Source organism: Vibrio sp. 811, from assembly GCF_033339195.1.
In genome coordinates, this window is sequence record NZ_JAWOUB010000004.1 from 21,891 (window position 1) to 47,134 (window position 25,244).

Sequence of the window (25,244 nt, forward strand, 5' to 3'; positions counted from 1 at the left end):
GCGCCTTTTATGGCTTAATTTAGTAGTTCAATCGTTCAATGTGAGTAATACCGACTTTACCTTCAAGGTCACTGAACATATGAACCATTGCTGGGTATGGTTGTGCTCCAGGGTAGACAACTTCTGCATTACAGAAAAACGCATAGTTTTGTCCGGCTACGACTTGAGTAGCCACAACCAAAGGGGAGTATTTGACACCGACAAACCCCTCGATACCTTTAGCAAATACTTCTTTATTCTCTGCTGTGAGTTCATGAAATGGACTCCAGCCACCAGCCATTTGCGTTGACATAATGTGATTCCTTTTTTTCTGTGCTCACTATCAAGCAATGTGAACATAGTTTAATAAGGAAGATTTTGCCACATTTATGTGATGCAGACAGTGTAACAACGGCTTTATTGACTATCAATTTGAGTATTCATTCCAACCACGTTGCCATTCCATGTGGAATTTTTGCGCTTGCTCAGTACCTTCACAAACCCCTTCGTAATACTGACCAGATAACCCCATTTGATACGCAAAAGCAGGATTACAGTACTCACGTAAACCTTCTAAATAACCTTGGTCGTAGTCACTTTGCTTAACACTACCCAACTCACGAAGCTCGCTCATCGTGCGCGATGTGTGTCCGGTTATGCCATCTTGATATCCGATCTGATGCCAATCTCCCGACTTGGCAAGATCTGCTGTCGTTGCTGTGCATCCTACAAGTAAAGCCAGTGCCAGACCTACCGTTACCTTTTTCATGGTTCTTCCTTAAGTAATTGTTTTCAAAAATAAGCTTACCACTAATTATTGGCGCTTGCCGCTGAGCTTGCAGATTTAACCACTGATGACTCAAATCAGCCGCTCAAGACTGTCATCAGCCTTTCGCCATTTTTAAAAACCGCTCAAGCAGCATATCGACCACTCAGTGCTCTATTCGACCACTCATCTACTAACCGAATGCATTTAACACAAGTGACGCATAACATGCATCCTGAGATTAAAAAATTACCCTACCCAACTAAGACCAAGGACAATTGCTATGATGTGGTTTCTAACCTGTGTCGCAGCCCTAATCGGCGGATACTTCATCTACGGCGCTTTCGTCGAGAAGATTTTCGGCATCAATGAAAAACGCCAAACGCCAGCTCACACCAAATCGGACGGTGTTGACTTCGTTCCAATGTCAACAAAGAAAGTTTACCTAGTTCAACTACTTAACATCGCAGGTGTTGGTCCAATTTTTGGCCCGATCATGGGGGCACTATACGGTCCTGCGGCGATGCTTTGGATTGTAGTCGGTTGTATTTTTGCTGGTGCAGTACACGATTACTTCTCAGGCATGCTTTCAGTGCGTAACGGCGGTGCATCTGTACCTACCATTACAGGTCGCTACCTAGGTAATGGCGCAAAACACTTTATGAATATTTTTGCCATTGTCCTATTGCTTCTAGTTGGCGTAGTGTTCGTTTCAGCCCCTGCTGGCATGATTACTAACCTCATCAATGATCAAACAAGCTTGAGCGTAAGCATGACTACAATGGTTATTGCTATTTTTGCTTACTACATCATTGCGACGATTGTTCCTGTCGATAAAATCATTGGTCGTTTCTACCCACTGTTTGGCGCCCTACTTATCTTTATGTCTGTTGGCCTAATGACAGCCGTTGCTTTCTCTAGCGAACACACAGTAATGGGTGACTTCCAAGTTTCGGACATGTTCTCTAACCTCAACCCAAATGACATGCCGTTATGGCCTGCATTGTTCATCACTATCGCATGTGGCGCTATCTCTGGCTTCCACGCAACTCAGTCTCCACTGATGGCGCGTTGTATGGAAAATGAGAAAAACGGTCGCTTCGTATTCTACGGTGCAATGATTGGTGAAGGTGTTATCGCGCTAATTTGGTGTGCTATCGCTCTGTCTTTCTTCGGCTCTCTAGACGCTCTATCAGAAGCTGTGAAAAACGGTGGCCCTGGTAACGTGGTATACAGCGCATCATTTGGTCTGCTAGGTGTGTTCGGTGGTATCCTTGCGTTCCTGGGTGTGGTTATCCTACCAATTACGTCTGGCGATACAGCGTTCCGTTCAAGCCGCTTGATCCTTGCTGAATACTTCAACATGGAACAAAAAACGCTACGTAACCGTCTACTGATGGCACTTCCACTGTTCGTTATCGGCGGTATCTTAACTCAAGTAGACTTCGGCATTATCTGGCGCTACTTCGGTTTTGCAAACCAAACAACAGCGGTAATGATGCTTTGGACTGCGTCCGCTTACCTACTGCGTCACAACAAGCTGCACTGGATTACCACTATCCCAGCTATTTTCATGACCACGGTATGTGTCACGTTCATCTTAAACAACAGCTCGCTAGGTTTTGGTCTGCCAATGCAACTATCAACTATCGTAGGTATTGTGTTTGCCCTAGCTGTGACAGGTTACGTTATCAAAACCTCTAAAGGTAAAGGTGAAACTGAACTGGCTGACGAAGAGAAACCACAAGCCGTATCAGAAACAGCGTAATACTCGTCACATCTGAGTGACTAAGATAGGAGCCTGCCAATTGCAGGCTCTTTTTGTTTTATACCCAAGTCACTTTAAGACTCAGAAAGCACAGCGCAGCATCATTTACTTAGCTGTTCTTATCTATCTGAGCCAAGCATCTTGAGGTTACTTAGGTATACAATAACAACATTGATTCTAGGTTAGGTTCACTATGGAACTGGTCATCTCCCTTTTACAACAGATGTGTGTGTACTTAGTTTTGGCTTACATGCTAAGTAAAACGCCAATCATCTTACCTTTGCTAAGTATTTCTTCGCGCTTAAGCCACCGCCTAATTTGTTACGTACTCTTCTCTGGCTTTTGTATTCTCGGCACCTATTTCGGTCTGCACATCAACGATGCTATTGCCAATACTCGTGCGATCGGCGCAGTTATGGGCGGGCTGTTTGGTGGACCTGTTGTAGGTTTCGCCGTCGGATTTACTGGTGGCATCCATCGATACTCTCTTGGTGGCTTTACTGACCTAGCCTGTGCAATTTCAACCACCGCCGAGGGCGTAATTGGTGGCTTGCTCCACGTTTACCTTATCAAGCGAAATAAAGGCGCATTGCTGTTTAATCCAAGCGTCGTATTCAGCGTTACGTTTGTTGCAGAAGTGGTGCAAATGATTTTGCTGCTCGCCGTCGCGAAACCTTTTGATCAAGCCTATGAACTGGTGTCCGCTATTGCAGCGCCTATGATCATCGCGAATTCATTTGGTGCGGCGTTGTTCATGAGTATCCTGCAAGACAGAAAAGCAATCTTTGAAAAGTTTTCTGCGACGTTTTCGCGTCGAGCGCTCACCATTGCTGATCGCTCAGTGGGAATTCTAAGCAACGGCTTCAACACCGAAAACGCAGAGAAAATCGCACGTATTATTTACGAAGAAACCAAAGTGGGCGCTGTCGCGATTACTGACCAAGAAAAAATCTTAGCGTTTGTGGGCATTGGCGATGATCACCATAAACCAAACACGCCGATTTCATCGCAAAGCACATTAGACTCCATGGAGAAAAACGACATCATTTATCTTGATGGCGCGGAGCGTCCATACCAATGCTCCATTGCAAAAGATTGCAAGCTCGGATCTGCGCTGATCATCCCACTGCGTGCAGGGAAAGAGGTCATTGGTACCATAAAGCTGTATGAACCGAAGCGTAAATTGTTCTCGACGGCCAACATGTCGATGGCGGAAGGAATAGCCCAGCTTCTATCTAGCCAAATCCTTTATGGCGATTACCAACAACAACAAGCCTTACTCGCCCAAGCAGAAATAAAATTGCTTCACGCTCAGGTGAATCCACACTTTTTGTTTAATGCACTCAATACTATTAGTGCGATTACTCGTCGTGACCCTGACAAAGCGCGCGAGCTAATCCAAAATCTATCGCACTTCTTCCGCAGCAATTTAAAGCAGAACATTAATACCGTGACGTTAAAGGAAGAGCTTGCACATGTGAACTCGTACTTGAGCATCGAAAAAGCGCGTTTTACGGACCGCTTAGAGGTTGAAATCGATATTCAACCTGAATTGCTGGACATCAAATTACCAAGCTTTACACTCCAGCCTTTGGTTGAGAACGCCATTAAGCATGGCATTTCAAACATGCTTGAAGGTGGTAAAGTTCATATATACAGCGAAGCACACCCACAAGGTCACTTGATTACCGTCGAAGACAACGCAGGCAGTTTTGAACCGCCAAAAGAAAACCACTCAGGGCTAGGTTTAGAAATTGTCGACAAACGTCTCACTAATCAATTTGGACGTGATGCAGCGCTAAAAATTACGTGCGAGCCACATCAATTTACTAAAATGAGCTTTATCATTCCCCCAAAATCATAAAAGCACGCTGAAGCAATAAAGGTAATGTTGGATGTTAACCGCACTCGTCATTGATGATGAACAGTTTGCTCGTGAAGAGCTAGCAGAGTTACTGGATGAAACAGGCCAAGTTGAGGTCGTGGGCGATGCCTCAAACGCAATCCTTGGCCTAAAAAAAATCAATGAACTCAAGCCTGATGTGGTGTTTCTCGATATCCAAATGCCTCAAGTCACGGGGATTGAATTACTAGGGATGCTTGATCCAGAAACCATGCCTTATGTGGTTTTTGTCACGGCTTATGATCAGTATGCGATTCAAGCATTTGAAGACAATGCCTTTGATTACTTGCTCAAACCTGTCGACCCATGCCGGTTAACTAAAACGGTCAAACGACTAAACAAAGTCATTAGCCAATCCGCCCTAACGCAACAACTGTCTGCTATTACACCTGACACGTTGGATCAGATACCGTGCATCGGACACAACCGCATCGTTATCATGGCCACCGACACGGTGGAATGTGCTTACAGTGATATCAGCGGCGTGCATGTACGCTCCACCAGCCAAACCGCGAGCACCCAACTGACATTAAAAACGTTGGAAGAGAAAACCCCTCTAGTCCGCTGCCATCGTCAATACTTAGTCAGTATTAAAGCGATTAGCGAAATCAAGTTACTGGAAAATGGGTTAGCGGAAATCATTACCAAAACAGGCTTTGAGATACCAGTAAGCCGCCGCTACTTAAAGGTGCTCAAAGAGATGCTCGGCATTAGCCACTAACACAAAAACTTCACACATCATCGCTGAGTTTCCGCTAGCGTATAAATAGGACGCTCCGAAAAGACGAGGCGATGATGTATAAAGTTTTATTCATATGTAAGCACAACGCTGGACGAAGCGTCCTCGCGGAGTCAATCGCAACCAATATCCTGCCAGCAGATTTTAGTGTCACCAGTGGAGGCTCACATCCCACAGGCAAGGTGCACCCAGTGGTGCAAAAATATTTATATGACCACCAACTCCCCATTCCGCATATCCACACGCATTCATGGGAGGAGCGAACTCAGTTTCTTCCCGACATCGTTATTATTCTCTGTGATTCTTTACATCAAGAAACCGCTCCTCAGTGGCTTGCAGGTGGTGTTCGAGTAAACTGGCAAGTTGATGCTTTTCCGACCGATGGTTCTGATGAAGACATGTACGCACATTGCGAAAAGGTTGCTCAATCGCTTGAGCGAAGAATCACGAAGATGTCTGATATGATTATCGATGGTTTAGGAAAAGACCAAATTCGTGATTACCTAAATGAGTTAAGAGAGATGTAAAAAAGGCGACCCACAGGTCGCCTTTTGAATATTCGATAAATGGAGACTAATCCACTTGCTTAATTTGCAGTTCTTTAGGTACTTCAAAGAACATATTCTCTTCACGGCCAAGTACTTCATCAACCGCTTCGGCACCAACGAGTTCTTTGATTCGCTCTAGAATCTGATTAACGAGCTCTTCCGGAGCAGATGCTCCCGCAGTCACGCCGACCTTTGTTTTGCCTTCGAACCACTCAGGTTTGATATCTTCCGGACAGTCGGTTAAGTAGCCAGGTGTCCCTAGCTTTTCAGCTAGCTCTTTAAGACGTGTAGAGTTTGATGAGTTTTTAGAACCCACCACAACCATCACATCTACGTCACCAGCTAATTCACGTACGGCATCTTGGCGGTTTTGTGTCGCGTAACAGATATCGTCTTTACGTGGACCTTGGATATCTGGGAACACGCGGCGTAGCTCTTCGATAACATCGGCAGTTTCATCGACAGAAAGCGTCGTTTGGCTTACGTAATGAAGATCGGATGGATCTTTCACAATCGCCTTCAGTTTCTCAACATCGGCTGGAGTTTCAACCAAGTACATACCACCGGTTTCACTGGCGTATTGCCCCATCGTACCTTCGACTTCAGGGTGACCTGCGTGACCAATCAGAACCACTTCCATATTACGACGGCTCGCACGCGCCACTTCCATATGCACTTTGGTTACCAAAGGACACGTTGCGTCAAATACGGTCAAATCACGCTGCTTGGCTTCCTGACGAACCGCCTGCGATACACCATGAGCGGAGAAAATCACAATGTTGTTGTCTGGCACTTCGTGCAGTTCTTCAACGAAGATAGCACCACGCTGTTTGAGACCTTCAACCACAAAACGGTTATGCACCACTTCATGACGCACATAAATCGGTGGCTGATACATCTCTAGCGCACGCTCTACGATGCTAATCGCACGGTCTACACCAGCACAAAAGCCGCGTGGGTTAGCTAATAGGATTTTCATTTCATTGCTCATGGAAATTATCTTTATTGGGTTCGCTATTCTACTGACAAAATTTCAACTTCGAAAGTCACGTCTTGTCCCGCTAGAGGATGGTTGAAGTCCACAGTGACTGAATCGCCTGCAATCTCTGTAATAATGCCCGGGATTTCCATGCCATCAGGGCCACTGAAGGCCATGATTGTACCAACTTCCACTTCTGCATCACCTACAAATTTAGTGCGATCCATATAGTGAATATGATCAGGGTTTGGCATACCAAACGCGTCTTCTGCCTTTAGCTCAATCGCTTTTTGTGCGCCTGTTTCGAGGCCGATCAAGCATTGCTCAAAGTTTTCACTCAAGCTTCCATCACCCATAACAAACTTCGCTGGTTTACCCATGTTATGAGTACTATCTGCAACCGATCCGTCTTTCATTTTAATCGTAAAGTGAAGGGTTACTACCGATTCATTGGTTATTGTTGTCACGTTACTGCTTCCTTGTTCTTGGGTTATTACGCTGTCAGCTTGGTCTTTTTATACATTGATATGATGATTGGCGCTCCAACATAATAAAAAGCGTCGCTCGAATCAACGGGCGACGCTTAGGGTTATTCAACTTTTCGCAATATACACTGCCACTACTTAGGCTTTCGCCTCGTCTTTCTTTCGAAAGCCGTCAAGAATAATCATCGCGGCACCAATACATATCGCCATGTCAGCAAGGTTGAATGCTGGCCAGTGGTAGTTACCCCAGAAGAAGTCTAGGTAATCAACAACAAAGCCATGAACGACGCGGTCAAACACGTTGCCCACTGCACCACCAATAATCAGTGCATAAGCAATGTTGTTCCATTTTTCTTTTGCTGGAAGCTTGCTCATCCAGTAGGTCAAAAGACCCGTCACAACAAACGCGATACCTGTAAATAACCAACGCTGCCAACCAGCTTGATCGCTCAAGAAGCTGAAAGCGGCACCGTAGTTATGAACGTAAAGTAGGTTGAAGAATGGCAACACCTCAATTCGGTTTGCCCATCCGTAGCCCATGTTGTCCATCACCACCAATTTGATGCCAATATCTGCAATAAATACCAGAATTGCTAACCACAGCCAGCGAACTCCAGATTGCTTTAACGTCAGTGCTTTTTCACTCATTACTTTACCTACAAACAGCCCCAGTAAATACTGGGGCTGTTAATTTTAAAAAAAGTTCAGTCGTTCTAGGCAATTACGCGAATTTACGTACTTCACCTTCGCCGTCTACGTTAGACACACAACGACCACAGATCTTCTCGTGACCTTCGATTGTGCCTACGTCTGGCGTGTGGTGCCAACAACGGTCACACTTCTCGCCTTCAGCTGCAGCTACTTCAACAAACAAGCCTTCGATATCCGTCGCTTGTGCTGCATCAGTCTTCTCACCCAGAGGCTTAACTTTCGCAGCAGAGGTTAGTAGAACAAAGCGCAGTTCATCTTCAAGTTTGTTGATCTTCGCCGCTAGTGCGTCATCAGCAAATAGAGTCACTTCAGCTTGTAGTGCACCACCAATGGTTTTCTCTTTACGCGCATCTTCTAGAAGTTTGTTAACCGCACCACGAACCGCTTGGATCTCAGTCCAGAATTCGTTGTTCAGCTCTTCACCTTCAGCAAGACCGAATAGACCGTCAAACCACTCACCAGTGAATACGAACTTGTCGCGCTCGCCTGGCATTTCGTTCCAAATTTCATCTGCAGTGAACGACATGATAGGAGCCATCCAACGAACAAGCGCTTCAACAATGTAGTAAAGCGCAGTCTGACAGCTACGTTGAGCGTTGCCGCCACGTTTTGCTGTGTACTGACGGTCTTTAATTACGTCTAGGTAGAAAGAGCCCATTTCGATCGAACAGAATTGCATTAGACGCTGAGTCACACCGTGTGTGTTGTACTCTTCGTATGCTTTAACGATCTCTTCTTGTGCTGCTAGTGCACGACCAACCGCCCAGCGATCTAGCGCAACCATCTCTTCAACAGGAACGATGTCTGTTTCAGGGTTGAAGCCGCTCAAGTTAGCTAGGAAGAAACGCGCTGTGTTACGGATACGACGGTACGCATCTGCGCTGCGTTTTAGGATTTCATCAGAAACCGCAACTTCACCCGTGTAGTCTGTAGAAGCAACCCATAGACGAAGAATGTCAGCACCTAGCTTGTTGGTTACGTCTTTTGGCGCAACCACGTTACCGATAGATTTAGACATCTTACGACCCTGACCATCAACCACGAAACCGTGTGTCAGTACTTGTTTGTAAGGTGCTTCGTCTTTCATCGCAATAGATGAAATTAAAGAAGATTGGAACCAACCGCGGTGTTGGTCAGAACCTTCTAGGTATAGGTCTGCACTGTTGCCGTTGTACTCTTCACGAGCATCAACAACAGAGAAGTGAGTGACACCTGAATCGAACCATACGTCTAGCGTATCTAGCACTTTTTCGTATTGGTCAGCGTCAGCACCTAGTAGTTCAGCTGCATCGACATCCCACCATGCTTGGATGCCTTTCTCTTCAACCAGCTTAGCGACTTTCTCGATCAGCTCTAGCGTGTTTGGATGAAGTTCTGCTGTTTCTTTATGAACAAACAGAGCAATTGGCACACCCCAAGTACGTTGACGAGAGATACACCACTCAGGGCGACCTTCGATCATACCTTCGATGCGGCTTTGACCCCACTCAGGCATCCACTCTACATTCTTGATTGACTCTAATGCTTTAGCACGTAGGCCAGCTTGGTCCATAGAAACGAACCATTGAGGTGTAGCACGGAAGATGATTGGAGTCTTATGACGCCAACAGTGTGGGTAGCTGTGCTCGTAAGCGTGGTGGTGTAGTAATGCACCTTTTTCTTTTAGTACTTCTACTACTGCATCGTTCGCTTTAAATACGTGCTGACCAGCAAATAGCTCTGTATCTGGTAGGTAAACACCGTTTGAGCCAACTGGGTTTGCTACTTCTAGGTTGTACTTATTACCAACCGCGAAGTCTTCTTGACCATGACCAGGTGCAGTGTGAACAACACCAGTACCTGAATCAGTTGTAACGTGATCACCAAGGATCGCCGGTACAGTGAAATCGTAGAATGGGTGTTGGAATTGAGAAAGCTCAAGATCCGCACCTTTCGCAAAACCTAGGTTGTGGAAGTGCTCGATACCAGCACGGTCCATTACGTCTTTCGCCAGCTCAGCAGCAACGATGATACGCTCAGCGTTGTCGCCTTCTGTTTGGATAAGCACGTACTCTAGATCATCACGTAGACATACTGCGCGGTTTGCAGGCAGTGTCCAAGGTGTTGTTGTCCAGATAACGATAGATACGTCACCGTGACCTTCATGACCTTCTGTCAGTTCAAATTTAGATAGCAGTGCCGCTTCGTCAGCCGCTTTAAAACGAACGTCGATAGATGGCGATACTTTATCTTTGTATTCTACTTCCGCTTCAGCAAGAGCAGAACCACAGTCTGTACACCAGTGAACAGGTTTGAAACCTTTTAGCAGGTGACCATTGCTTGCGATCTTACCAAGAGCACGAATAATGTTCGCTTCAGTTGCGAAATCCATAGTGCGGTATGGCTTGTCCCACTCACCCATGATACCAAGGCGTTTGAAGCTCTCTTTCTGACCTTCAACCTGACCAGCTGCGTATTCACGACATTTCTCGCGGAATTCCGCTGCTGTCACTTTTTGGCCTGGCTTACCTACTTTCTTCTCTACCATTAATTCGATTGGTAGACCGTGGCAGTCCCAGCCTGGGATGTAAGGTGCGTCAAAACCTGAAAGTGTTTTGGATTTAATAATAATGTCTTTAAGAATCTTGTTTAGTGCGTGACCAATATGAATGTCACCATTTGCGTAAGGAGGGCCATCGTGCAATACGAATGACTTTTTGCCTTTCTTAGCTTTACGGATTTCACCGTAAAGATCTTCTTTGTACCAACGCTTAAGCATTTCTGGCTCACGATTGGCCAGGTTGCCGCGCATTGGAAACCCTGTTTCAGGTAAGTTCAGGGTATCTTTATACTCACTCATCGATTCTTAATTCCGTTATATTGGGCGAAAATTAGACATTATGTTGAACGGTGGAATAAACCGCTCAACGCTTAAGCTGACGCAGCCACACCCTTGCTGCTTCAGCATCCAATTCGATTTGTTGTTTAAGTGCTTCAAACGACTCAAACTTTTGCTCATCTCGAAGTTTATGCAAAAGTTCCACTTCTAGTTGCTTGCCATATAAATTGGCATGAAAGTCGAATAAGTGCACTTCTAACTGTTGGCGAACACCATTGACGGTTGGTCTTTGACCAATATTAGCAACACCACCAACTGGCTTATTTCCTAAGCCAAGCGCTTGAACAACATAGACTCCGGAAACCGGAGAAACACAGCGTTTCAAAGGAATATTTGCAGTAGGGAATCCAATGGTTCGACCTAGCTTTCTTCCATGAGAAACACGACCGCTGATGCTGTAGTTTCTTCCCAGCATCTGTTGCGCGGAATGCAAATCGTCACGCGCCAGCGCTTGACGGATAGCCGTACTGCTGACACGTAATTGTTGTAAACAAAAGCTCTGGGTACTTACGACATCAAAGCCGTATTTTTCCCCTGCTTCCTGCAGCATTGCAAAGTTACCTGTACGGCCTTTGCCAAAGCAGAAATCATCACCAACGACAAGAAACTTAACACCCAAACGCTCGACCAACAAGTCACGGATAAACTCTTCCGCGGTTAAACTTGCAAAATGGCGATTGAAATTGACACACAGTAAGCGGTCAATATCGAGCTTACTCAATTGCACGAACTTATCGCGTAATCGCGTCAACCTTGCAGGTGCCTTGTCTTTGGCAAACAGCTCCATCGGCTGAGGTTCAAAGGTCATCACAACAGAAGGCAAGGATAGCCTGTCCGCTTGCTCAGACACTTGCTGCAATACTTGTTGATGGCCTTTATGGACACCATCGAAATTGCCAATAGTCAGCACACAACCATGATGTCGCGGGTTGATATTGTGAATGCCTCTAATCAGTTCCATTGGATACTGCTTTCTGCCTCTGTTTTACTTTACACTGTGTGAAACTGACGGATTATATACTAATCACCCTCAGTCTGTCCCAGCTTTTAGGTCTTTTAAACGCGCACCAGTTAAAAATAGAACCACTAGGTAAACCACGGCTCCTAAACCGATCAACATCCCTAGCACCGCGCTTCGGTGAGCAAAGCTCCAGCCCAGCCATACTGACATATCTTCCAGTTGCCATAAGATTGCCGCCACCATCGCCGCGCCAGCAATAGCTAAACGTATAATAAAGAAGACGGTTCGCTTAGTGATTTGGTATACCTCTGCGATGTGCAGGCCACGATACAGTAGTGCCATATTCACAAATGCCGATAGTGCCGTCGCGATAGCCAAGCCAACGTAGCCATAGAAGTACGCAAAAATTGCATTAAATACCATGTTGGTCACCATCGCAATGATGCCGTATTTCACTGGCGTTTTAGTGTCTTGACGCGAGTAATAACCCGGAGCGAGCACTTTAATCAGCATAAAGTTCAACAAGCCTGAAGCGTAAGCAAAGAGTGACAATGATGCTTGATGTACGTCTTGTGGCGAAAACTCACCTCGCATGAATAACACCATCAACATAGGTTTTGCCAGTACCATCAAACCAAGCATTGCAGGAAGGCCAAGTAAGATCACCATGCGCACCCCCCAGTCCATGGTTTGTGCGAATCCTTCATTTTGTGCGTCAACATGTTTGCGTGATAATGCTGGTAAAATCACCGTTGCAATAGCAATACCAAACAGACCTAACGGGAATTCCAACAAGCGATCTGAATAGTACAACCAACTGATCGAACCGGTTTGCAGAAAGCTGGCAATAAAAGTATCAAACAACAAGTTGATTTGGCTTACCGACACACCGAACAAAGCAGGAATCATTAAGGTTCGGATCTTCACCACGCCCGGATCGCGCCAGCCCCATTTCGGCTTAACCATAACCCCCGCTTTAATAAGGAAAGGGATTTGAAATAAGAACTGAACCAAACCACCAAGGAAAACACCGATGGCAAGACCAATCTCTGGCTGTGACATCTGCGGCGAGATAAACCATGCTGCCAAAATGATCATTACGTTGAGGAAGACGGGAGTAAACGAAGAAACCGCAAACTTACCTAGTGTATTGAGAATGGCTCCCGATAGGGCAACAAAAGTGATGAACCATAAATAAGGAAAGGTAATCTTGAGCATCACGCTAGCAAGTTCGAACTTCTCAGCCGCGGGACCACCATGCATCCAGTCTAGGAACCAACCAAAACCAAACAGTGCAGTCACCACACCGGAACCTAGAACACCTAAGATGGTAACAATTGAGACTATCACCCCCAATGTGCCCGCTGCACGAGCAATGAGCTCCCGAGTTTTATCCATTTCGCCTTGAGCATGGCTTTCCGTTAAAACAGGTACAAACGCTTGGGAAAAAGCACCTTCAGCAAACAAACGTCGTAAAAAATTAGGAATTTTATTGGCGAAGAAAAAAACGTCTGCGCTTGCTCCTGCCCCCATTAAATTTGCCACTACAACATCACGAACTAGGCCAAGAACGCGGGAAATAAATGTCATAGCACTGACGATCATGCCAGACTTGAGTAGTCGTTTACTCACTGTAACCTCGGAATATCACCATAAGACAGCTAACCCTATACTGTTTCTCTGACAGGTGCTGCAAATAGACGTCAAAAATCTATCCGCGGGTTGTAAGGAATAAGTGTGCCTTTCGCGGATAATTATTAGCATTGGTATAAAAATGCTGTTAGAATCCCCGCCATCTTAACCGCGATAACCTCTCTTACCAAAATTTGTTTTGGCTTAGATCGGTTTTTGCACAAATCATTTGACATTTAAGCGCAAATGAGGGATATTCCTCGCCCTTAAATTGTCACAGAACTAAGTTTTTGGGAGTTAGACCCTTGGCAAATAGTAAATCTGCTAAGAAGCGCGCTATCCAAGCTGAGAAACGTCGTCAGCACAATGCTAGCCGTCGCTCAATGATGCGTACTTACATGAAGAAAACTGTTGCTGCTATCGAAGCAGGCGACAAAGAAGCTGCAACTGCTGCATTCGCTGTAGTTACACCTATCCTAGACCGCATGGCAACTAAAGGCCTTATTCACAAGAATAAAGCAGCTCGCCATAAGTCTCGTTTCGCTGCACAAATCAAAGCTCTTTAATAGAGTCCTGATTTTACAGTGAAGAAAAAACCGACCTTGTGTCGGTTTTTTTATATCTACAAAATTTTCTTAATAAAAAAAGCTGGCAATGCCAGCTTTTCTTTTTCTGAATGTCCCATTTAAAGACATCAGCTTATTCATTACCCATATAACGCTCAAACTAGAAAGCACTAATAAAACACTTGAGAACAAAGCAAATTGGTCGATGAGTAGTACCCTATCATCAAAAGTTTAACGCCACTCTCAAATATTCCAACAAGTTAGATTCACACTCTAAGATGAGCAGTATATTAGGACTATTTAATTAATGTTGAGCACTCTCAGCACAATAAAGACTATGCAGTGTTTTTATTAACGCTTTCACTTCATCACTCTTTAATGTGTAGTATACCGTTTGTGCTTCTTTCCTTGTCGTGACTAACTCATCACGGCGAAGCCAAGCAAGATGCTGAGATAATGCCGACTGGCTTAGCTCTAACTTTGCACACAGCTCTCCCACGGACAGCTCTTGGTTATGCAGCATACAAAGGATTTGTAGGCGTCTCTCGTTTGCCATCGCTTTGAGCAACACGACGGCTTTTGCGGAGTTCTGCTCCATTTCTTGTAGATTCATGTGTTGGACCTCTAGCTACAACTTACTTATTCCAACCCTGGCCAGCTTGTTGTGTTGCACTGATTTATATATCTAAGAAAATCAAGATACACTTCCAGAGTCTTCATTATTAGAACCTCTAATTTAGTTGTTAGTGATACACCAATATTATCCACCAAGGATTTTAATTGGTGCGCCATCAATAATTAATAGTTTTGCTCACTAAAACAAGTATCTTGCTTACTTAGATATTATTTAGAATTATATTTTTATTGATAGTAATCTATTTATTTACGCAACGATACGGGTTTACTCAAACATTTGACTGAAATCAGCATCACAAACATTTTTTACCGCGGGGTGTTGGATCATTCGTTCCGCAAAAATCACGTAGTACTCTTCTTTTAGCCCATCGACATGGCCAATTAGCTGTAAATTTCGGTCGTCTTCAATCTCCGACATGTATACGGTCGGTGCCAAGAAAATCACATCATCGTGGTACCGAGCAAAAGCTTTCATCAACGCAACATCATCAAACTCCCCTAGCACATTGGGTTGAAGGCCTTGACGATCAAACCATTGAATAACTTTACGCCCCATAGCCGTTCGGCTCGCGGGAATCAGAAGTTTTTTTTGTTCCAAGATCTCAGGGAATCGCACATTTTCAATTTCAGAAGAAGCAAAAAAGCTCATGCTACTTTCACCCAACTTTTTGCTATAAAGGCCAGGACTTTGAGTAGAATCAACGGGACAATCCGAAAGGATCATATCTAGCTTGTGCTGAGAAAGGCGTTCAAGTAGCAGTTCGTGGGTCGATTCATAACAGCGTAAATGAATACTGTTATCTTCCGGGACGGTCGTCATCAGTACTTTACTGACCAAGCGTTTAGATAATGCATCGGCTACACCAACTTCAAATAGAATGTTCGAGTGCTGGCTGTAATTGACGATATCTAACATCTCATAGCTCAAACCGAACATCCGGTCGGCGTACTTAAACACAAGCTGACCTAACTCAGTGGGCTCAACTGTACGACCATTGCGCTTGGTTAACTTTCCTTTCATGCGCTCTTCAAGCGCTTTAATCTGTCCTGTCACGGTTTGCGGTGTCAGGAAGAGCGCGTCAGCCGCCTTAGTTACAGAGCCCTGTTTGCACACCATCCAGAAATAATAGAGATGGTTGTAGTTTAGATGTGACATGATCGAGTCCCGAAAAGAAAGTGATACTTTTTATACCAAATGTGACAGAGACAAACAATAAACTCGACAAAACCATACAATACCTTACAAAAGCATAAGTTTTACCGAAAGTATAAAGTCAACACTGTCATAAAAGTTGAACTGAGGCGCATTTTCTCTACAAAAAAAACGCAAAAACCAAACAAAACGAAATCAAAATTTAACCATTAAAATCAACAAGTTAAAAATTAATTTTCTTCCTCTTTTACGCCATTATCAAAAAGAACAATAAAAATCTCTCACAGCAAGAAATCTGTAATATTACTGAAATATTTGTTCTCTAACATCGCCCGCAGATTCAACTACAGACCGAAAAATGAACTGAAAGGTCAACGGAGAAAATTATGATGAACCAAGCTACTTCAACAGTGGCACCAATTTCGAGCACAGCTCGTTGGTTACGCTGGGCTAACTTGGCATTCATGTTATATCTGCTTCTTCTAGCAGTATCTATGGTTGGTAGTGGCTTTAAATGGGCAACTGGCGATCAAGCTAAGGTGCTATTTGAATTTGCCGCACACCCAGTTGCAGGTCTAATGATCGGCTTGGTGGCAACAGCCTTAATTCAGTCTTCAAGTACTGTAACGTCTATTATTGTAGGCTTGGTTGCAGGTGGCTTACCTGTAGAAACCGCTATCCCTATGGTGATGGGTGCTAACATTGGTACCACAGTGACCAATACGCTTGTGTCTCTTGGCCACGTGCGCTGTAAAGAAGAGTTCAAACGTGCATTTGCAAGTGCAACCATTCACGACTTCTTCAACTTGCTTGCTGTCGCTATTTTCCTTCCGTTGGAAATGATGTTCGGCATTTTAGAGAAAGTTTCTCACTGGCTTGTTTCTCCACTGCTTGCTACTGGTGATATGAGCATTAAAGGCTTCAACTTTATTAAACCAATTACAAAGCCAGTCGTAGGCGCAATTAAAGAGCCACTTTCTACCTTCGGTGATACTGTTGGCGGCGTCATGCTTATTGCTTTGGGTATTGCGACTATCTTCGTTGCAATCACCGTGATGGGTAAATTGATGAAGAGCCTAATGGTTGGTCGCGCACGTGAAATTTTGAAAAACGCCATCGGTCGTGGTCCTATTCACGGCATCGTATCAGGCTCAATCGTGACCGTTCTAGTGCAATCTTCCTCAACCACGACAAGTTTAATGGTTCCGTTGGTTGGTACTGGCGTGTTGAAAGTACGAGATATCTACCCTTTCACACTGGGTGCTAACATAGGTACTTGTATTACGGCACTACTAGCAGCGACAGCGGTATCTGGAGAGTTCGCAGTATTCGCACTACAAATCGCTCTAGTCCACTTAGTATTTAACATCATGGCGACGCTGTTTATCTTTGGAATTCCATTCCTACGTGAGATTCCGGTTAAAGGCGCTGAGATGATTTCTGAAATGGCTATTAAGAATAAAGCAGTTGTTGGTGGTTACCTAATGTCAGTATTCGTTATTCTACCAGGTGCAATTCTAGCCCTAACAACGTAACAACAACGACATACCATCGCTTATTGTTTAGGCTCCACATCGTGGAGTCTTTTTTATGATAATTAAACTGTTCAAATCGATTGTCCGGTGATAATTTGAGCCACATCAGCATGCTTATGCTGAGCTATCTCATTTGGAGTCGACAACATGACGCAGCTTAATGACGCTATTTCTGATCAGCTACTCGCAATAGACGAAAACCTAACCCAACTGGTTGCTGATATTGATATCCTTAGTAGCGTGAATCCTCTTAATTATGCTCAAGAAAGAGAACGTTTCATTAAAAACAAATATTCTCAAGAGCCTAATTTTCAATATTCAATTACTAACGTAGATACCCACAGTGCAAAGCGACGTCTATATGAGCTACCTCTAGAAAACATTCAAGACACCCAACTGCAGAGGCTGTACGCGGATGTAATTCAGTCTTATGCAGATAAACTGGATCAAGTGAATACCATAGGTACGCAAGAGTTTCTTTATAACTCCTTACGCTATTATGGGGAACCGAGCGCCAAAGATATTGCCAACGCCCATTTCATATTGCACCTTCCTACAGAAGAAGAAAAAGAACCTCAGCACGATAGCCGTGCAATAGCACGTTTCATGCAAAATTTTGCTCAACGCAATGGGTATGAATGTGAAATACAGGTGTTGGACGGGATGTTAGCAAACGCACTAGTTTCAGGATCTCGAGTCAAAATTAACCACGCGGCGTACATCACCACTGATGAGCTGGAGGCTCTTGCACATCATGAAATGGGAGTACATCTCCTGACTACGCTTAACGGTCGTCAACAACCGCTAAAAGTCCTGAGCTTAGGTTGTCCTGCCAATACCAACACTCAAGAAGGGCTGGCTATATTATGTGAGTATCTGTCAGGACATTTCAGTATCAAGCGCCTAAGAACCTTAGCCTTACGAGTTCTGGCAGTAGAGTCGATGATCAAGGATCGCGATTTCCGCCATACGTTCATGCTATTAAAAGAACAGTATAAAGCTTCTGATCTTCAAGCATTTACAACGACTGCCCGAGTCTATCGAGGTGGAGGTTTAACGAAGGATTACTTGTATCTTAGAGGATTCCGAGAGGTGCTCAATGCCTATGATAAATTGGGCGATGACTTTTCACTATTGTTGTGCGGGAAAACAGAGCTGAAGTACTTTGAGCTTATCCGTTCATTAGTGAGTAAAGAAATATTCACTCAACCTAAGTTTATTAGCCCGGCACTGTCCACACCGATGCAGACCAACCCAATTCACCGTTATATTGTCAGTGCACTAAAATAATACCTTCTAAGTACAAAAAAGAAAAAAGCTCCATTCGGAGCTTTTTCTATATCTTGAAGAACGATACTCGTTACACTGAGAATGGGTAACGAATAGGATCGTGATGCTCGTACCCTTCAACCCAAAAGTCATCCAGTGTGACCCAAGTTTCCAAATCTTCTAGAGATTTAATCTCTGGGTTGATATGGAACGTCGGCGCTTTTAATGGCTCACGCTTCAACTGAACATCGCGCATCAGTTCAAGCTGGTCTTCATAAATGTGAGCATTCACAATCTTATGAAATGCCTGACCAGGTTTCTTGCCCGTAATTTGCGCCATAATCGCCAAGAATACGTAAACTTGAACCATATTGAAGTTTAAGCCAAGCGGTACATCACACGAACGCTGAGTACTATTCAGGTAAAGCGTATCATCCAGCAATGAAAAATGGTGACTGTACATACAAGGACGCAAGCACCCCATGTGGAACTCACCCGGATTGTAGAAGTTCAAGATTTCACCGCGGTCATCAACACCACGCGTTAAGTCATCCACTATCTTACGTAGCTGGTCAACATGACCACCATCAGGTTTCGCCCAGGCGCGCCCTTGAACCCCATAGACACGGCCCATGTCGTCTTCACCTTTACGGTATGGGTTATTCAACCAGGCATCATTTAGGTTGGCATTGGCATCCCAGGTTTTCGTGCCCAGCTTACGAAAATCTTCCGCATTATCGTAACCACGAATATACCCTAATAGCTCTGCAACGGCCGCTTTCCAAAAACTTTTACGTGTGGTGACCAACGGAAATTGATTGTTCGCAACATCGTAGGTTAAATCCGCGTTGATTACGGTCAGGCAGCGCTTGCCTGTACGCTCATTTTCAACCCAAACACCTTGGTCAACGATGCGTTGACACAAATCTAAATACTGTTTCACACCAATACCTTACTTCGTCTTTTGTGGTAATTCGTCTTTGTAATGACCACGTTTGTATGCCCAAACCATCATGAGGACACCGATAACCACCATTGGCAGGGATAAAATCTGTCCCATGGAAATAAAGCCACCGAATAAACCCAAATGAGCGTCTGGTTCGCGCACGTATTCTACTAGGAAACGGAAGGTTCCGTAACCCGCAAGAAAGAGTCCTGAAACAGAACCTAGAGGACGAGGTTTCTTGATGAACCAATTCAAAATGAAGAAAAGGACGATACCTTCAAGCGCCATTTCATAAAGCTGCGATGGATGACGTGGCAGTGGACCGCCATTTGGGAAAACGATCGCCCAAGGCACATCCGTTACTCGGCCCCACAACTCGCTGTTCATGAAGTTACCTAAACGCCCCATACCCAAACCAAATGGCACAAGCGGCGCGATAAAGTCAGCAACACCGAAGAAAGTTCGCCCGTTTTTGTGTGCATACCAGAACATCGCGGTAATCACACCCAGTAAGCCCCCGTGGAAAGACATACCACCGGTCCACACTTTAAATAGATACAAAGGGTCAGCCAGGAAGAGCTCAAAATTGTAGAAAAGCACGTAGCCTACACGGCCACCAATCACCACGCCAAGGAAGCCTGCGAACAACAAATCAGAAACCTGCTCTCGTGTCCAACCACTTCCAGGCTTATCCGCACGTCGGTTCGCTAACCATAGAGCAAACATAAAGCCCACAAGGTACATCAAACCGTACCAACGAACCGAAACAGGACCAATAGAGATTAAAACCGGATCAATATTGGGAAATTCAATATATCCCTGAGACATAAATCATTCTCTTCTTATCACAACAAAATAAATATACCCAAGTAACCTCTAGATGCTTGGTTCAGCGAGAATGACTTGGGTACAAACTTAGAGCAGCATGGTCGCTGCAACAAACATTAAGAACACCGCGAATATCTTTTTTAATACCGCAGTTGGAAGGTTAGTTGCGAGCTTCGCACCCACTTTTGTTGTGAGCATCGAGGCCATAGCAATCGCTAATAAAGCGGGAAGATAAACATAGCCAATACTGTATGAAGGTAAGCCTTCCACTTTATAGCCATGTAAGATGAAGCCGATCATACCAGAAATAGCAATCACGCAACCACAAACGGAGGATGAGCCCACCGCTTTACGCATCTCTATCCCATGTTTATTTAAAAATGGTACCGACAGTGAGCCACCACCAATACCAGCAAGGCTTGATACGACACCAATTCCCGTGCCGTAAACTACAGTCACAGGGCTGCTCGGCATAGGTTTACTGCTCGTAACTTTAATGGAACGAAACATTTGTACTGACAGGCAAAGAACAATGACACCAAACACTTTCGGCAAATAGTGTGTAGGGATCCACTCAGCAATATTGGCACCAACAAAGCCACCAATGACCACACCAGGCATCAACCATTTTACGACAAACATATCGACATTGCCGAGCTTAAGGTGATTCATCGCCGATGAGCCAGACGTGACAATAATACTCGCTAACGAAGTGGCTAAGGCCATGTGCATACTCATTTCTGGAGAGATCCCAGCAAGAGGAAGCAAATACAACAAGGCAGGAACAACAATCAAACCACCACCGATACCGAGTAACCCCGCCATCACACCCACAAAAGCGCCTAGCGCCAACAATAACAAAAATAAAGAGACGGTCACGATTTCCTACTTTTTACCTGCACGGATAAAGCCCGCAAAGCCCTGTTGAATGAAGAAGTCATGCATCATTTGATGAATGTCCTCCCCATAGGATTTTGTCATTGCTTGCTCCGCTAATTTTTCTAATTCTTCTTGTTGACTATGACGAATCAAATATTTCACCTTAGCCACGTTGGAGGTGTTCATACTCAAACTGGTATACCCTAACCCAAGTAAGAGAAGAGCGCCAAATGGATCACCCGCTAGCTCACCACAAATACACACGGGCACCTGATATTTATCACACACCTCATGGATTTGCTTAAGCGCTAACAGTACCGCAGGATGCATAGATTCATAGACATCCGCTACGCGCGAATTGTTCCTATCTACCGCTAATAAATACTGAGTTAAATCGTTTGTCCCGACAGAAACAAAATCAACACGGTGAGCAATCGTTGGCAACAGATACACCATCGATGGTACTTCAATCATGACCCCAATTTGTGGGAATTGAATTCTATCATCAAGCAAAACGGCTTCGCTGTGAGCTTGATTAATCAAGCTAATGGCATCGTCTAGCTCTTTTACCCCTGACACCATTGGCAATAAGATACTTAAGTTTCCGCTTTCTGCACTCGCTCTTAACATTGCACGCAGCTGGATCAAGAAAATGTCTGGATGATCCAATGTAAAACGAATGCCACGCCAGCCTAGAAACGGATTATCTTCTTCAATGGGCAAATACGGCAAAGGTTTGTCACCACCAATATCCAAAGTACGCATCACTACTCGTTGATTCGGATAGCTGTTAAGTATTGCTTGGTATTGATGATACTGCTCATCTTCCGAAGGAAAGTGATGCTGAAGTAAAAATGCAATCTCAGTTCGGTACAACCCAACACCATCAACACCTGTGTTGATGGCAATATTACTGTCTGCACTGAGTCCCGCATTCAGCATAATTTCGATATGGTGATTATCTTGCGTAACCGCAGGGAGTGCGAGGTCCTTGTTTACCATGGCAAACAGTTCAGACTCTTCGCTTACTAAGCTGCGATACTCTCGCAACAACTGGCGGTTTGGCTCTAAGAAGATCTCACCCGTATAGCCGTCGACTATCCCGAGTTTGCCATTCACCACATCCGGATTAATGTTGGCGCCCATGACTGCAGGGACCCCAAGAGCTCGAGATAAAATGGCAGCGTGAGAGTTTGCGCCTCCCTCTAATGATACGACGGCTAACAAAAACTCTTTAGGTACAGAAGCGAGCAAGGTGGCAGTGAGTTCGTTCGCCACCAAAATAATGGGACGATCAATTGCAGAATTTTCTTGCTCGCTGTTGTGTAGAAAATAGAGCAGCCTTTGCCCTAACTCTCGGATATCTTGCGCTCTTTCACGCATGTATACATCCGACATTCTGGCAAATCGATTCGAGTATGACTCTACAACTTGGCGTAACGCCCAGTCTGCCCTATCTCCTTTTTCAATCTGCTTCTTCAAATCACCGCGAAGCATCGGATCATTCAGTAAGTGAGTAAACAGATCGAAGATCGCAAGCGCATCTTTGTTGATTTCACTGTCCAGCTTTTTCCGCATACGGCGAAAGTCATTTAACGCTCGCTCTATGGCCACCAGTAGTGTCTCGTGCTCGCGTTCCTTATCTAACGTGGACGAAGGGAAAACATCCGATAAACTCGGCTGGGTATTGTCGAACCAAAACTCTCCAATCGCGACACCAGTAGACGCAGGCAAACCTTTTAATACCGTGGGTTTAGATGCTAACTGCCAATGCCCAAGATTCTGCGCATGTGCAATGAGCACCGCTAACTGAGCGGATAAGGTAACAAGAAACGATTCTTCCATTTCACTAAACAAGCGCGGCGTTTTTTGTTGGATCACCAACACACCTAAAACTTGTTTACGATGAATGATTGGAGTAGCTAAAAAAGAGTGGTAAATCTGTTCGCCGAGTTGAGGAAAGAATTTGAACTCGGGGTGTTTTGAGGCTTCGGCAAGGTTAAGGGGTTCAGCGCTTCGTTTTACCAACCCAACCAAGCCTTCATTGAAGTTGATATGAATACTATCACCTTCAAAAATAAGGCCTTGAGTTGCCATTAACTCAAGGCGCTGCATTTCTTCATTAGCAAGATAGATAGTACAGCACTCAGTACTAAGGGCAGCACAAGTCTCTTTCACCAATATATCGAGTGCCAGATGCACATCATCGACCCTGGAGACTTTCTCAACTATTTCCCTTAGCTGACTGAGCATGATTATCCTCTACGTTGCTTTTTTCTTTTCCCTTTCGCTTTTCTCTCTCGAAAAGGCATGGCTAAGGATGCAAATTCTTTCATCGCTCGTCGATAAACATCTCGCTTGAAAGAAACAACTTGCCTAACTGGATACCAGTAACTTACCCAGCGCCAACCATCAAATTCAGGGGATTTTCCGCGTTGCATATTAATGCGAGACTCATCGCATTCTAATCTCAGCAGAAACCATTTCTGTTTTTGGCCGATACAAACAGGCTTGGAGTCCCAACGCACCAATCGCTTTGGTAGCTTATATCTTAACCAATGACGACTTGTTGCAATGATCTTAACGTCTTTTTTCGTTAAACCGACTTCTTCGTATAACTCCCTGAACATGGCTTGTTCAGGGGTTTCACCTTCGTCAATCCCACCTTGTGGAAATTGCCATGAGTGTTGCCCGTATCGTTTAGCCCAGAAGACCTGACCATGGTTATTACATATCACAATACCAACATTAAGTCGGTAACCATCGCCATCTATCACTGGCTAACCTCTATGAATAAATTTTTTATTACCGTGATTTTTCCACATATCCCCATTACTAGCAAACTTACTGATGTGATATGAGCAAGATTTATTACCTTTTCAGCATTTTTGGATATCTTTTAATCAAACCATACCTTATCAACACAAGAGTGAGACATTGCCCACATTTATTCACCTTTTCTGTGAATAACTTTGTGAAGAATTCAATTCAAATGAGTAATTCAGTTCAATCCCATCAAAAGCAAAACAAATGAAGAAACAAAAAAACAAACATAAAATATTGATAAAAAAGCATTTATTTTTAAAAATAACGATAATTCGATCTTCAGTTTCTTGATGATCTTTTCACCAAACTCAGATCGGTCAAAGATCCACCAACAGGCTATTTATCCACACTCACCTGCTATTCGTTTAGATGATTACAACAAAATCAACCCCAAAAATGCATTTTAACCCCTGTTTATTCATACAGACCTCGTCAGGATCTTATCAATACCTCCTCCACCTGTGGATAAGTTATGAATTGATCGTTCTTACACCGCCTCGGTGAAATCTTAAACAGTAGATTTGGTCGGAGTTTGATAAACTATATTTTTTGTAATACCACCTTGTAACTATGAAACCAGAACCACAAACAGAAGCAGAGCTATTGGAACGAGCGCATGATATGGCAGGACTCAGTTTTACTGAGTTGGCCGCCGAGGCGAATATGATTGTTCCTGAAAACTTAAAACGTGATAAAGGTTGGGTGGGTCAATTACTCGAATGGCACTTGGGCGCTCCAGCTGGCAGTAAACCTCAACAAGATTTCGCAAAACTAGGGATCGAGTTGAAAAGTATTCCGATCAGTTACTCTGGCAAACCTTTAGAAACAACCTTTGTTTCTGTGGCGCCCCTCACTGGCGTTCATGGTCTTACATGGGAAACAAGTCATGTTCGAAACAAGCTATCTCGTGTCCTTTGGGTACCCGTAGAAGGAGAACGAGAAATCCCACTCCCTGAAAGACGTGTGGGCAGTCCACTCATTTGGTCACCAGATGAAGAAGAAGAGCGGATTTTGCGAAATGACTGGGAAGAGTTAATGGAGATGATCGTCTTGGGAAGATTTGATCAAATTTCCGCCAGACACGGAGAAGCGCTGCATCTTCGCCCTAAAGCCGCAAATGCAAAAGCGCTCACCGAAGCATACAACTCAAATGGTAAGCCGATGAAAACTCTGCCCCGAGGCTTTTACCTTAGAACACAGTTTACTGAACAGATCTTACTCAAGCACTACATTAACACTCAACCAGAATAAAACCAT

Annotated in this window: 23 protein-coding genes; 8 read left to right on the top strand and 15 right to left on the bottom strand. The window is 44.4% G+C overall.

All coding sequences use genetic code 11. The features are described from left to right. Positions 1-19: 19 nt before the first annotated feature. Both R7Q46_RS08635 and R7Q46_RS08640 read right to left on the bottom strand, forming a co-directional pair. Complete coding sequence (locus tag R7Q46_RS08635; protein ID WP_005381911.1) at positions 20-292, bottom strand: hypothetical protein; 273 nt, start codon at positions 290-292, stop codon at positions 20-22. 114 nt (positions 293-406) lie between these two features. Continuing rightward, complete coding sequence (locus R7Q46_RS08640; protein ID WP_213871859.1) at positions 407-748, bottom strand: DUF2799 domain-containing protein; 342 nt, start codon at positions 746-748, stop codon at positions 407-409. Between the two features lie 280 nt (positions 749-1,028). Between R7Q46_RS08640 and R7Q46_RS08645 the strand changes: the two genes are divergently transcribed. From R7Q46_RS08645 to R7Q46_RS08660, 4 genes are all read left to right on the top strand, one after another. Next, on the top strand, positions 1,029-2,513 hold the full coding sequence (locus tag R7Q46_RS08645; protein WP_005381914.1) for a carbon starvation protein A: 1,485 nt from the start codon (positions 1,029-1,031) through the stop codon (positions 2,511-2,513). 193 nt (positions 2,514-2,706) lie between these two features. Then, a complete protein-coding gene (locus R7Q46_RS08650) occupies positions 2,707-4,377 on the top strand; it encodes a sensor histidine kinase (RefSeq protein WP_005381915.1) in 1,671 nt (556 codons plus the stop codon). A gap of 31 nt (positions 4,378-4,408) precedes the next feature. Then, positions 4,409-5,137 carry a two-component system response regulator BtsR gene (gene btsR / locus R7Q46_RS08655; protein WP_005381917.1) on the top strand — a complete coding sequence of 243 codons (729 nt, stop codon included), beginning with the start codon at positions 4,409-4,411 and terminating at the stop codon, positions 5,135-5,137. Between the two features lie 71 nt (positions 5,138-5,208). Further along, a complete protein-coding gene (locus R7Q46_RS08660) occupies positions 5,209-5,682 on the top strand; it encodes a low molecular weight phosphatase family protein (protein ID WP_213871856.1) in 474 nt (157 codons plus the stop codon). A gap of 46 nt (positions 5,683-5,728) precedes the next feature. On the opposite strand, the gene ispH is transcribed toward R7Q46_RS08660, so the two are convergent. From ispH to murJ, 6 genes are all read right to left on the bottom strand, one after another. Continuing rightward, complete coding sequence (gene ispH, locus R7Q46_RS08665; RefSeq protein WP_005381920.1) at positions 5,729-6,694, bottom strand: 4-hydroxy-3-methylbut-2-enyl diphosphate reductase; 966 nt, start codon at positions 6,692-6,694, stop codon at positions 5,729-5,731. 23 nt (positions 6,695-6,717) lie between these two features. Further along, entirely contained in the window at positions 6,718-7,149 is a 432-nt protein-coding gene (gene fkpB / locus R7Q46_RS08670; protein ID WP_005381922.1) for an FKBP-type peptidyl-prolyl cis-trans isomerase, read from the bottom strand. 156 nt (positions 7,150-7,305) lie between these two features. Continuing rightward, positions 7,306-7,815, bottom strand: a complete 510-nt coding sequence (gene lspA, locus R7Q46_RS08675; protein WP_025768433.1) for a signal peptidase II — start codon at positions 7,813-7,815, stop codon at positions 7,306-7,308. A 73-nt stretch (positions 7,816-7,888) separates the two neighbouring features. Further along, positions 7,889-10,717 (bottom strand): isoleucine--tRNA ligase, encoded by a 2,829-nt coding sequence (gene ileS, locus R7Q46_RS08680; protein ID WP_167415020.1) that lies wholly within the window; start codon positions 10,715-10,717, stop codon positions 7,889-7,891. Positions 10,718-10,781: 64 nt separating this feature from the next. Next, a complete protein-coding gene (ribF, locus tag R7Q46_RS08685; RefSeq protein WP_005381933.1) occupies positions 10,782-11,717 on the bottom strand; it encodes a bifunctional riboflavin kinase/FAD synthetase in 936 nt (311 codons plus the stop codon). Between the two features lie 69 nt (positions 11,718-11,786). Further along, positions 11,787-13,349 carry a murein biosynthesis integral membrane protein MurJ gene (murJ, locus tag R7Q46_RS08690; RefSeq protein ID WP_318077443.1) on the bottom strand — a complete coding sequence of 521 codons (1,563 nt, stop codon included), beginning with the start codon at positions 13,347-13,349 and terminating at the stop codon, positions 11,787-11,789. Between the two features lie 305 nt (positions 13,350-13,654). Here murJ and rpsT point away from each other — a divergent pair, with 305 nt between their 5' ends. Further along, positions 13,655-13,915 (top strand): 30S ribosomal protein S20, encoded by a 261-nt coding sequence (gene rpsT, locus R7Q46_RS08695; RefSeq protein ID WP_005381938.1) that lies wholly within the window; start codon positions 13,655-13,657, stop codon positions 13,913-13,915. Positions 13,916-14,219: 304 nt separating this feature from the next. On the opposite strand, the gene R7Q46_RS08700 is transcribed toward rpsT, so the two are convergent. Together R7Q46_RS08700 and nhaR are read right to left on the bottom strand one after the other, a co-directional pair. Then, positions 14,220-14,528 (bottom strand): ArsR/SmtB family transcription factor, encoded by a 309-nt coding sequence (locus tag R7Q46_RS08700; protein ID WP_005381940.1) that lies wholly within the window; start codon positions 14,526-14,528, stop codon positions 14,220-14,222. A 288-nt stretch (positions 14,529-14,816) separates the two neighbouring features. Then, positions 14,817-15,707 (bottom strand): transcriptional activator NhaR, encoded by an 891-nt coding sequence (gene nhaR, locus R7Q46_RS08705; protein WP_005381942.1) that lies wholly within the window; start codon positions 15,705-15,707, stop codon positions 14,817-14,819. Between the two features lie 386 nt (positions 15,708-16,093). On the opposite strand from nhaR, the gene R7Q46_RS08710 reads away from it, so the two are divergent. Then, positions 16,094-17,239, top strand: a complete 1,146-nt coding sequence (locus R7Q46_RS08710; protein WP_025768431.1) for a Na/Pi symporter — start codon at positions 16,094-16,096, stop codon at positions 17,237-17,239. A 147-nt stretch (positions 17,240-17,386) separates the two neighbouring features. Continuing rightward, positions 17,387-18,529 (top strand): flavohemoglobin expression-modulating QEGLA motif protein, encoded by a 1,143-nt coding sequence (locus R7Q46_RS08715; RefSeq protein WP_053306894.1) that lies wholly within the window; start codon positions 17,387-17,389, stop codon positions 18,527-18,529. Positions 18,530-18,599: 70 nt separating this feature from the next. Here R7Q46_RS08715 and R7Q46_RS08720 read toward each other — a convergent pair whose 3' ends face one another. The 5 genes from R7Q46_RS08720 to rppH form a co-directional block, all read right to left on the bottom strand. Continuing rightward, positions 18,600-19,451 (bottom strand): thymidylate synthase, encoded by an 852-nt coding sequence (locus R7Q46_RS08720; RefSeq protein WP_005381947.1) that lies wholly within the window; start codon positions 19,449-19,451, stop codon positions 18,600-18,602. A 9-nt stretch (positions 19,452-19,460) separates the two neighbouring features. Next, a complete protein-coding gene (gene lgt / locus R7Q46_RS08725; protein ID WP_005381948.1) occupies positions 19,461-20,282 on the bottom strand; it encodes a prolipoprotein diacylglyceryl transferase in 822 nt (273 codons plus the stop codon). A gap of 87 nt (positions 20,283-20,369) precedes the next feature. Further along, positions 20,370-21,161 (bottom strand): sulfite exporter TauE/SafE family protein, encoded by a 792-nt coding sequence (locus R7Q46_RS08730; RefSeq protein WP_005385965.1) that lies wholly within the window; start codon positions 21,159-21,161, stop codon positions 20,370-20,372. Positions 21,162-21,167: 6 nt separating this feature from the next. Further along, complete coding sequence (gene ptsP / locus R7Q46_RS08735; protein WP_005385966.1) at positions 21,168-23,414, bottom strand: phosphoenolpyruvate--protein phosphotransferase; 2,247 nt, start codon at positions 23,412-23,414, stop codon at positions 21,168-21,170. Positions 23,415-23,416: 2 nt separating this feature from the next. Next, positions 23,417-23,938 carry an RNA pyrophosphohydrolase gene (gene rppH, locus R7Q46_RS08740; RefSeq protein ID WP_005381953.1) on the bottom strand — a complete coding sequence of 174 codons (522 nt, stop codon included), beginning with the start codon at positions 23,936-23,938 and terminating at the stop codon, positions 23,417-23,419. 619 nt (positions 23,939-24,557) lie between these two features. Between rppH and mutH the strand changes: the two genes are divergently transcribed. After that, a complete protein-coding gene (gene mutH, locus R7Q46_RS08745; protein WP_213871853.1) occupies positions 24,558-25,238 on the top strand; it encodes a DNA mismatch repair endonuclease MutH in 681 nt (226 codons plus the stop codon). Positions 25,239-25,244 lie beyond the last annotated feature (6 nt).

What these genes read in the sequence shown, in the direction of transcription:
- R7Q46_RS08635 (WP_005381911.1), bottom strand. Translation starts at nt 292, where the DNA reads ATGTCAACGCAAATGGCTGGTGGCTGGAGTCCATTTCATGAACTCACA.
- R7Q46_RS08640 (WP_213871859.1), bottom strand. Translation starts at nt 748, where the DNA reads ATGAAAAAGGTAACGGTAGGTCTGGCACTGGCTTTACTTGTAGGATGC.
- R7Q46_RS08645 (WP_005381914.1), top strand. Translation starts at nt 1,029, where the DNA reads ATGATGTGGTTTCTAACCTGTGTCGCAGCCCTAATCGGCGGATACTTC.
- R7Q46_RS08650 (WP_005381915.1), top strand. Translation starts at nt 2,707, where the DNA reads ATGGAACTGGTCATCTCCCTTTTACAACAGATGTGTGTGTACTTAGTT.
- btsR (WP_005381917.1), top strand. Translation starts at nt 4,409, where the DNA reads ATGTTAACCGCACTCGTCATTGATGATGAACAGTTTGCTCGTGAAGAG.
- R7Q46_RS08660 (WP_213871856.1), top strand. Translation starts at nt 5,209, where the DNA reads ATGATGTATAAAGTTTTATTCATATGTAAGCACAACGCTGGACGAAGC.
- ispH (WP_005381920.1), bottom strand. Translation starts at nt 6,694, where the DNA reads ATGAGCAATGAAATGAAAATCCTATTAGCTAACCCACGCGGCTTTTGT.
- lspA (WP_025768433.1), bottom strand. Translation starts at nt 7,815, where the DNA reads ATGAGTGAAAAAGCACTGACGTTAAAGCAATCTGGAGTTCGCTGGCTG.
- ileS (WP_167415020.1), bottom strand. Translation starts at nt 10,717, where the DNA reads ATGAGTGAGTATAAAGATACCCTGAACTTACCTGAAACAGGGTTTCCA.
- ribF (WP_005381933.1), bottom strand. Translation starts at nt 11,717, where the DNA reads ATGGAACTGATTAGAGGCATTCACAATATCAACCCGCGACATCATGGT.
- R7Q46_RS08700 (WP_005381940.1), bottom strand. Translation starts at nt 14,528, where the DNA reads ATGAATCTACAAGAAATGGAGCAGAACTCCGCAAAAGCCGTCGTGTTG.
- nhaR (WP_005381942.1), bottom strand. Translation starts at nt 15,707, where the DNA reads ATGTCACATCTAAACTACAACCATCTCTATTATTTCTGGATGGTGTGC.
- R7Q46_RS08710 (WP_025768431.1), top strand. Translation starts at nt 16,094, where the DNA reads ATGAACCAAGCTACTTCAACAGTGGCACCAATTTCGAGCACAGCTCGT.
- R7Q46_RS08715 (WP_053306894.1), top strand. Translation starts at nt 17,387, where the DNA reads ATGACGCAGCTTAATGACGCTATTTCTGATCAGCTACTCGCAATAGAC.
- lgt (WP_005381948.1), bottom strand. Translation starts at nt 20,282, where the DNA reads ATGTCTCAGGGATATATTGAATTTCCCAATATTGATCCGGTTTTAATC.
- ptsP (WP_005385966.1), bottom strand. Translation starts at nt 23,414, where the DNA reads ATGCTCAGTCAGCTAAGGGAAATAGTTGAGAAAGTCTCCAGGGTCGAT.
- mutH (WP_213871853.1), top strand. Translation starts at nt 24,558, where the DNA reads ATGAAACCAGAACCACAAACAGAAGCAGAGCTATTGGAACGAGCGCAT.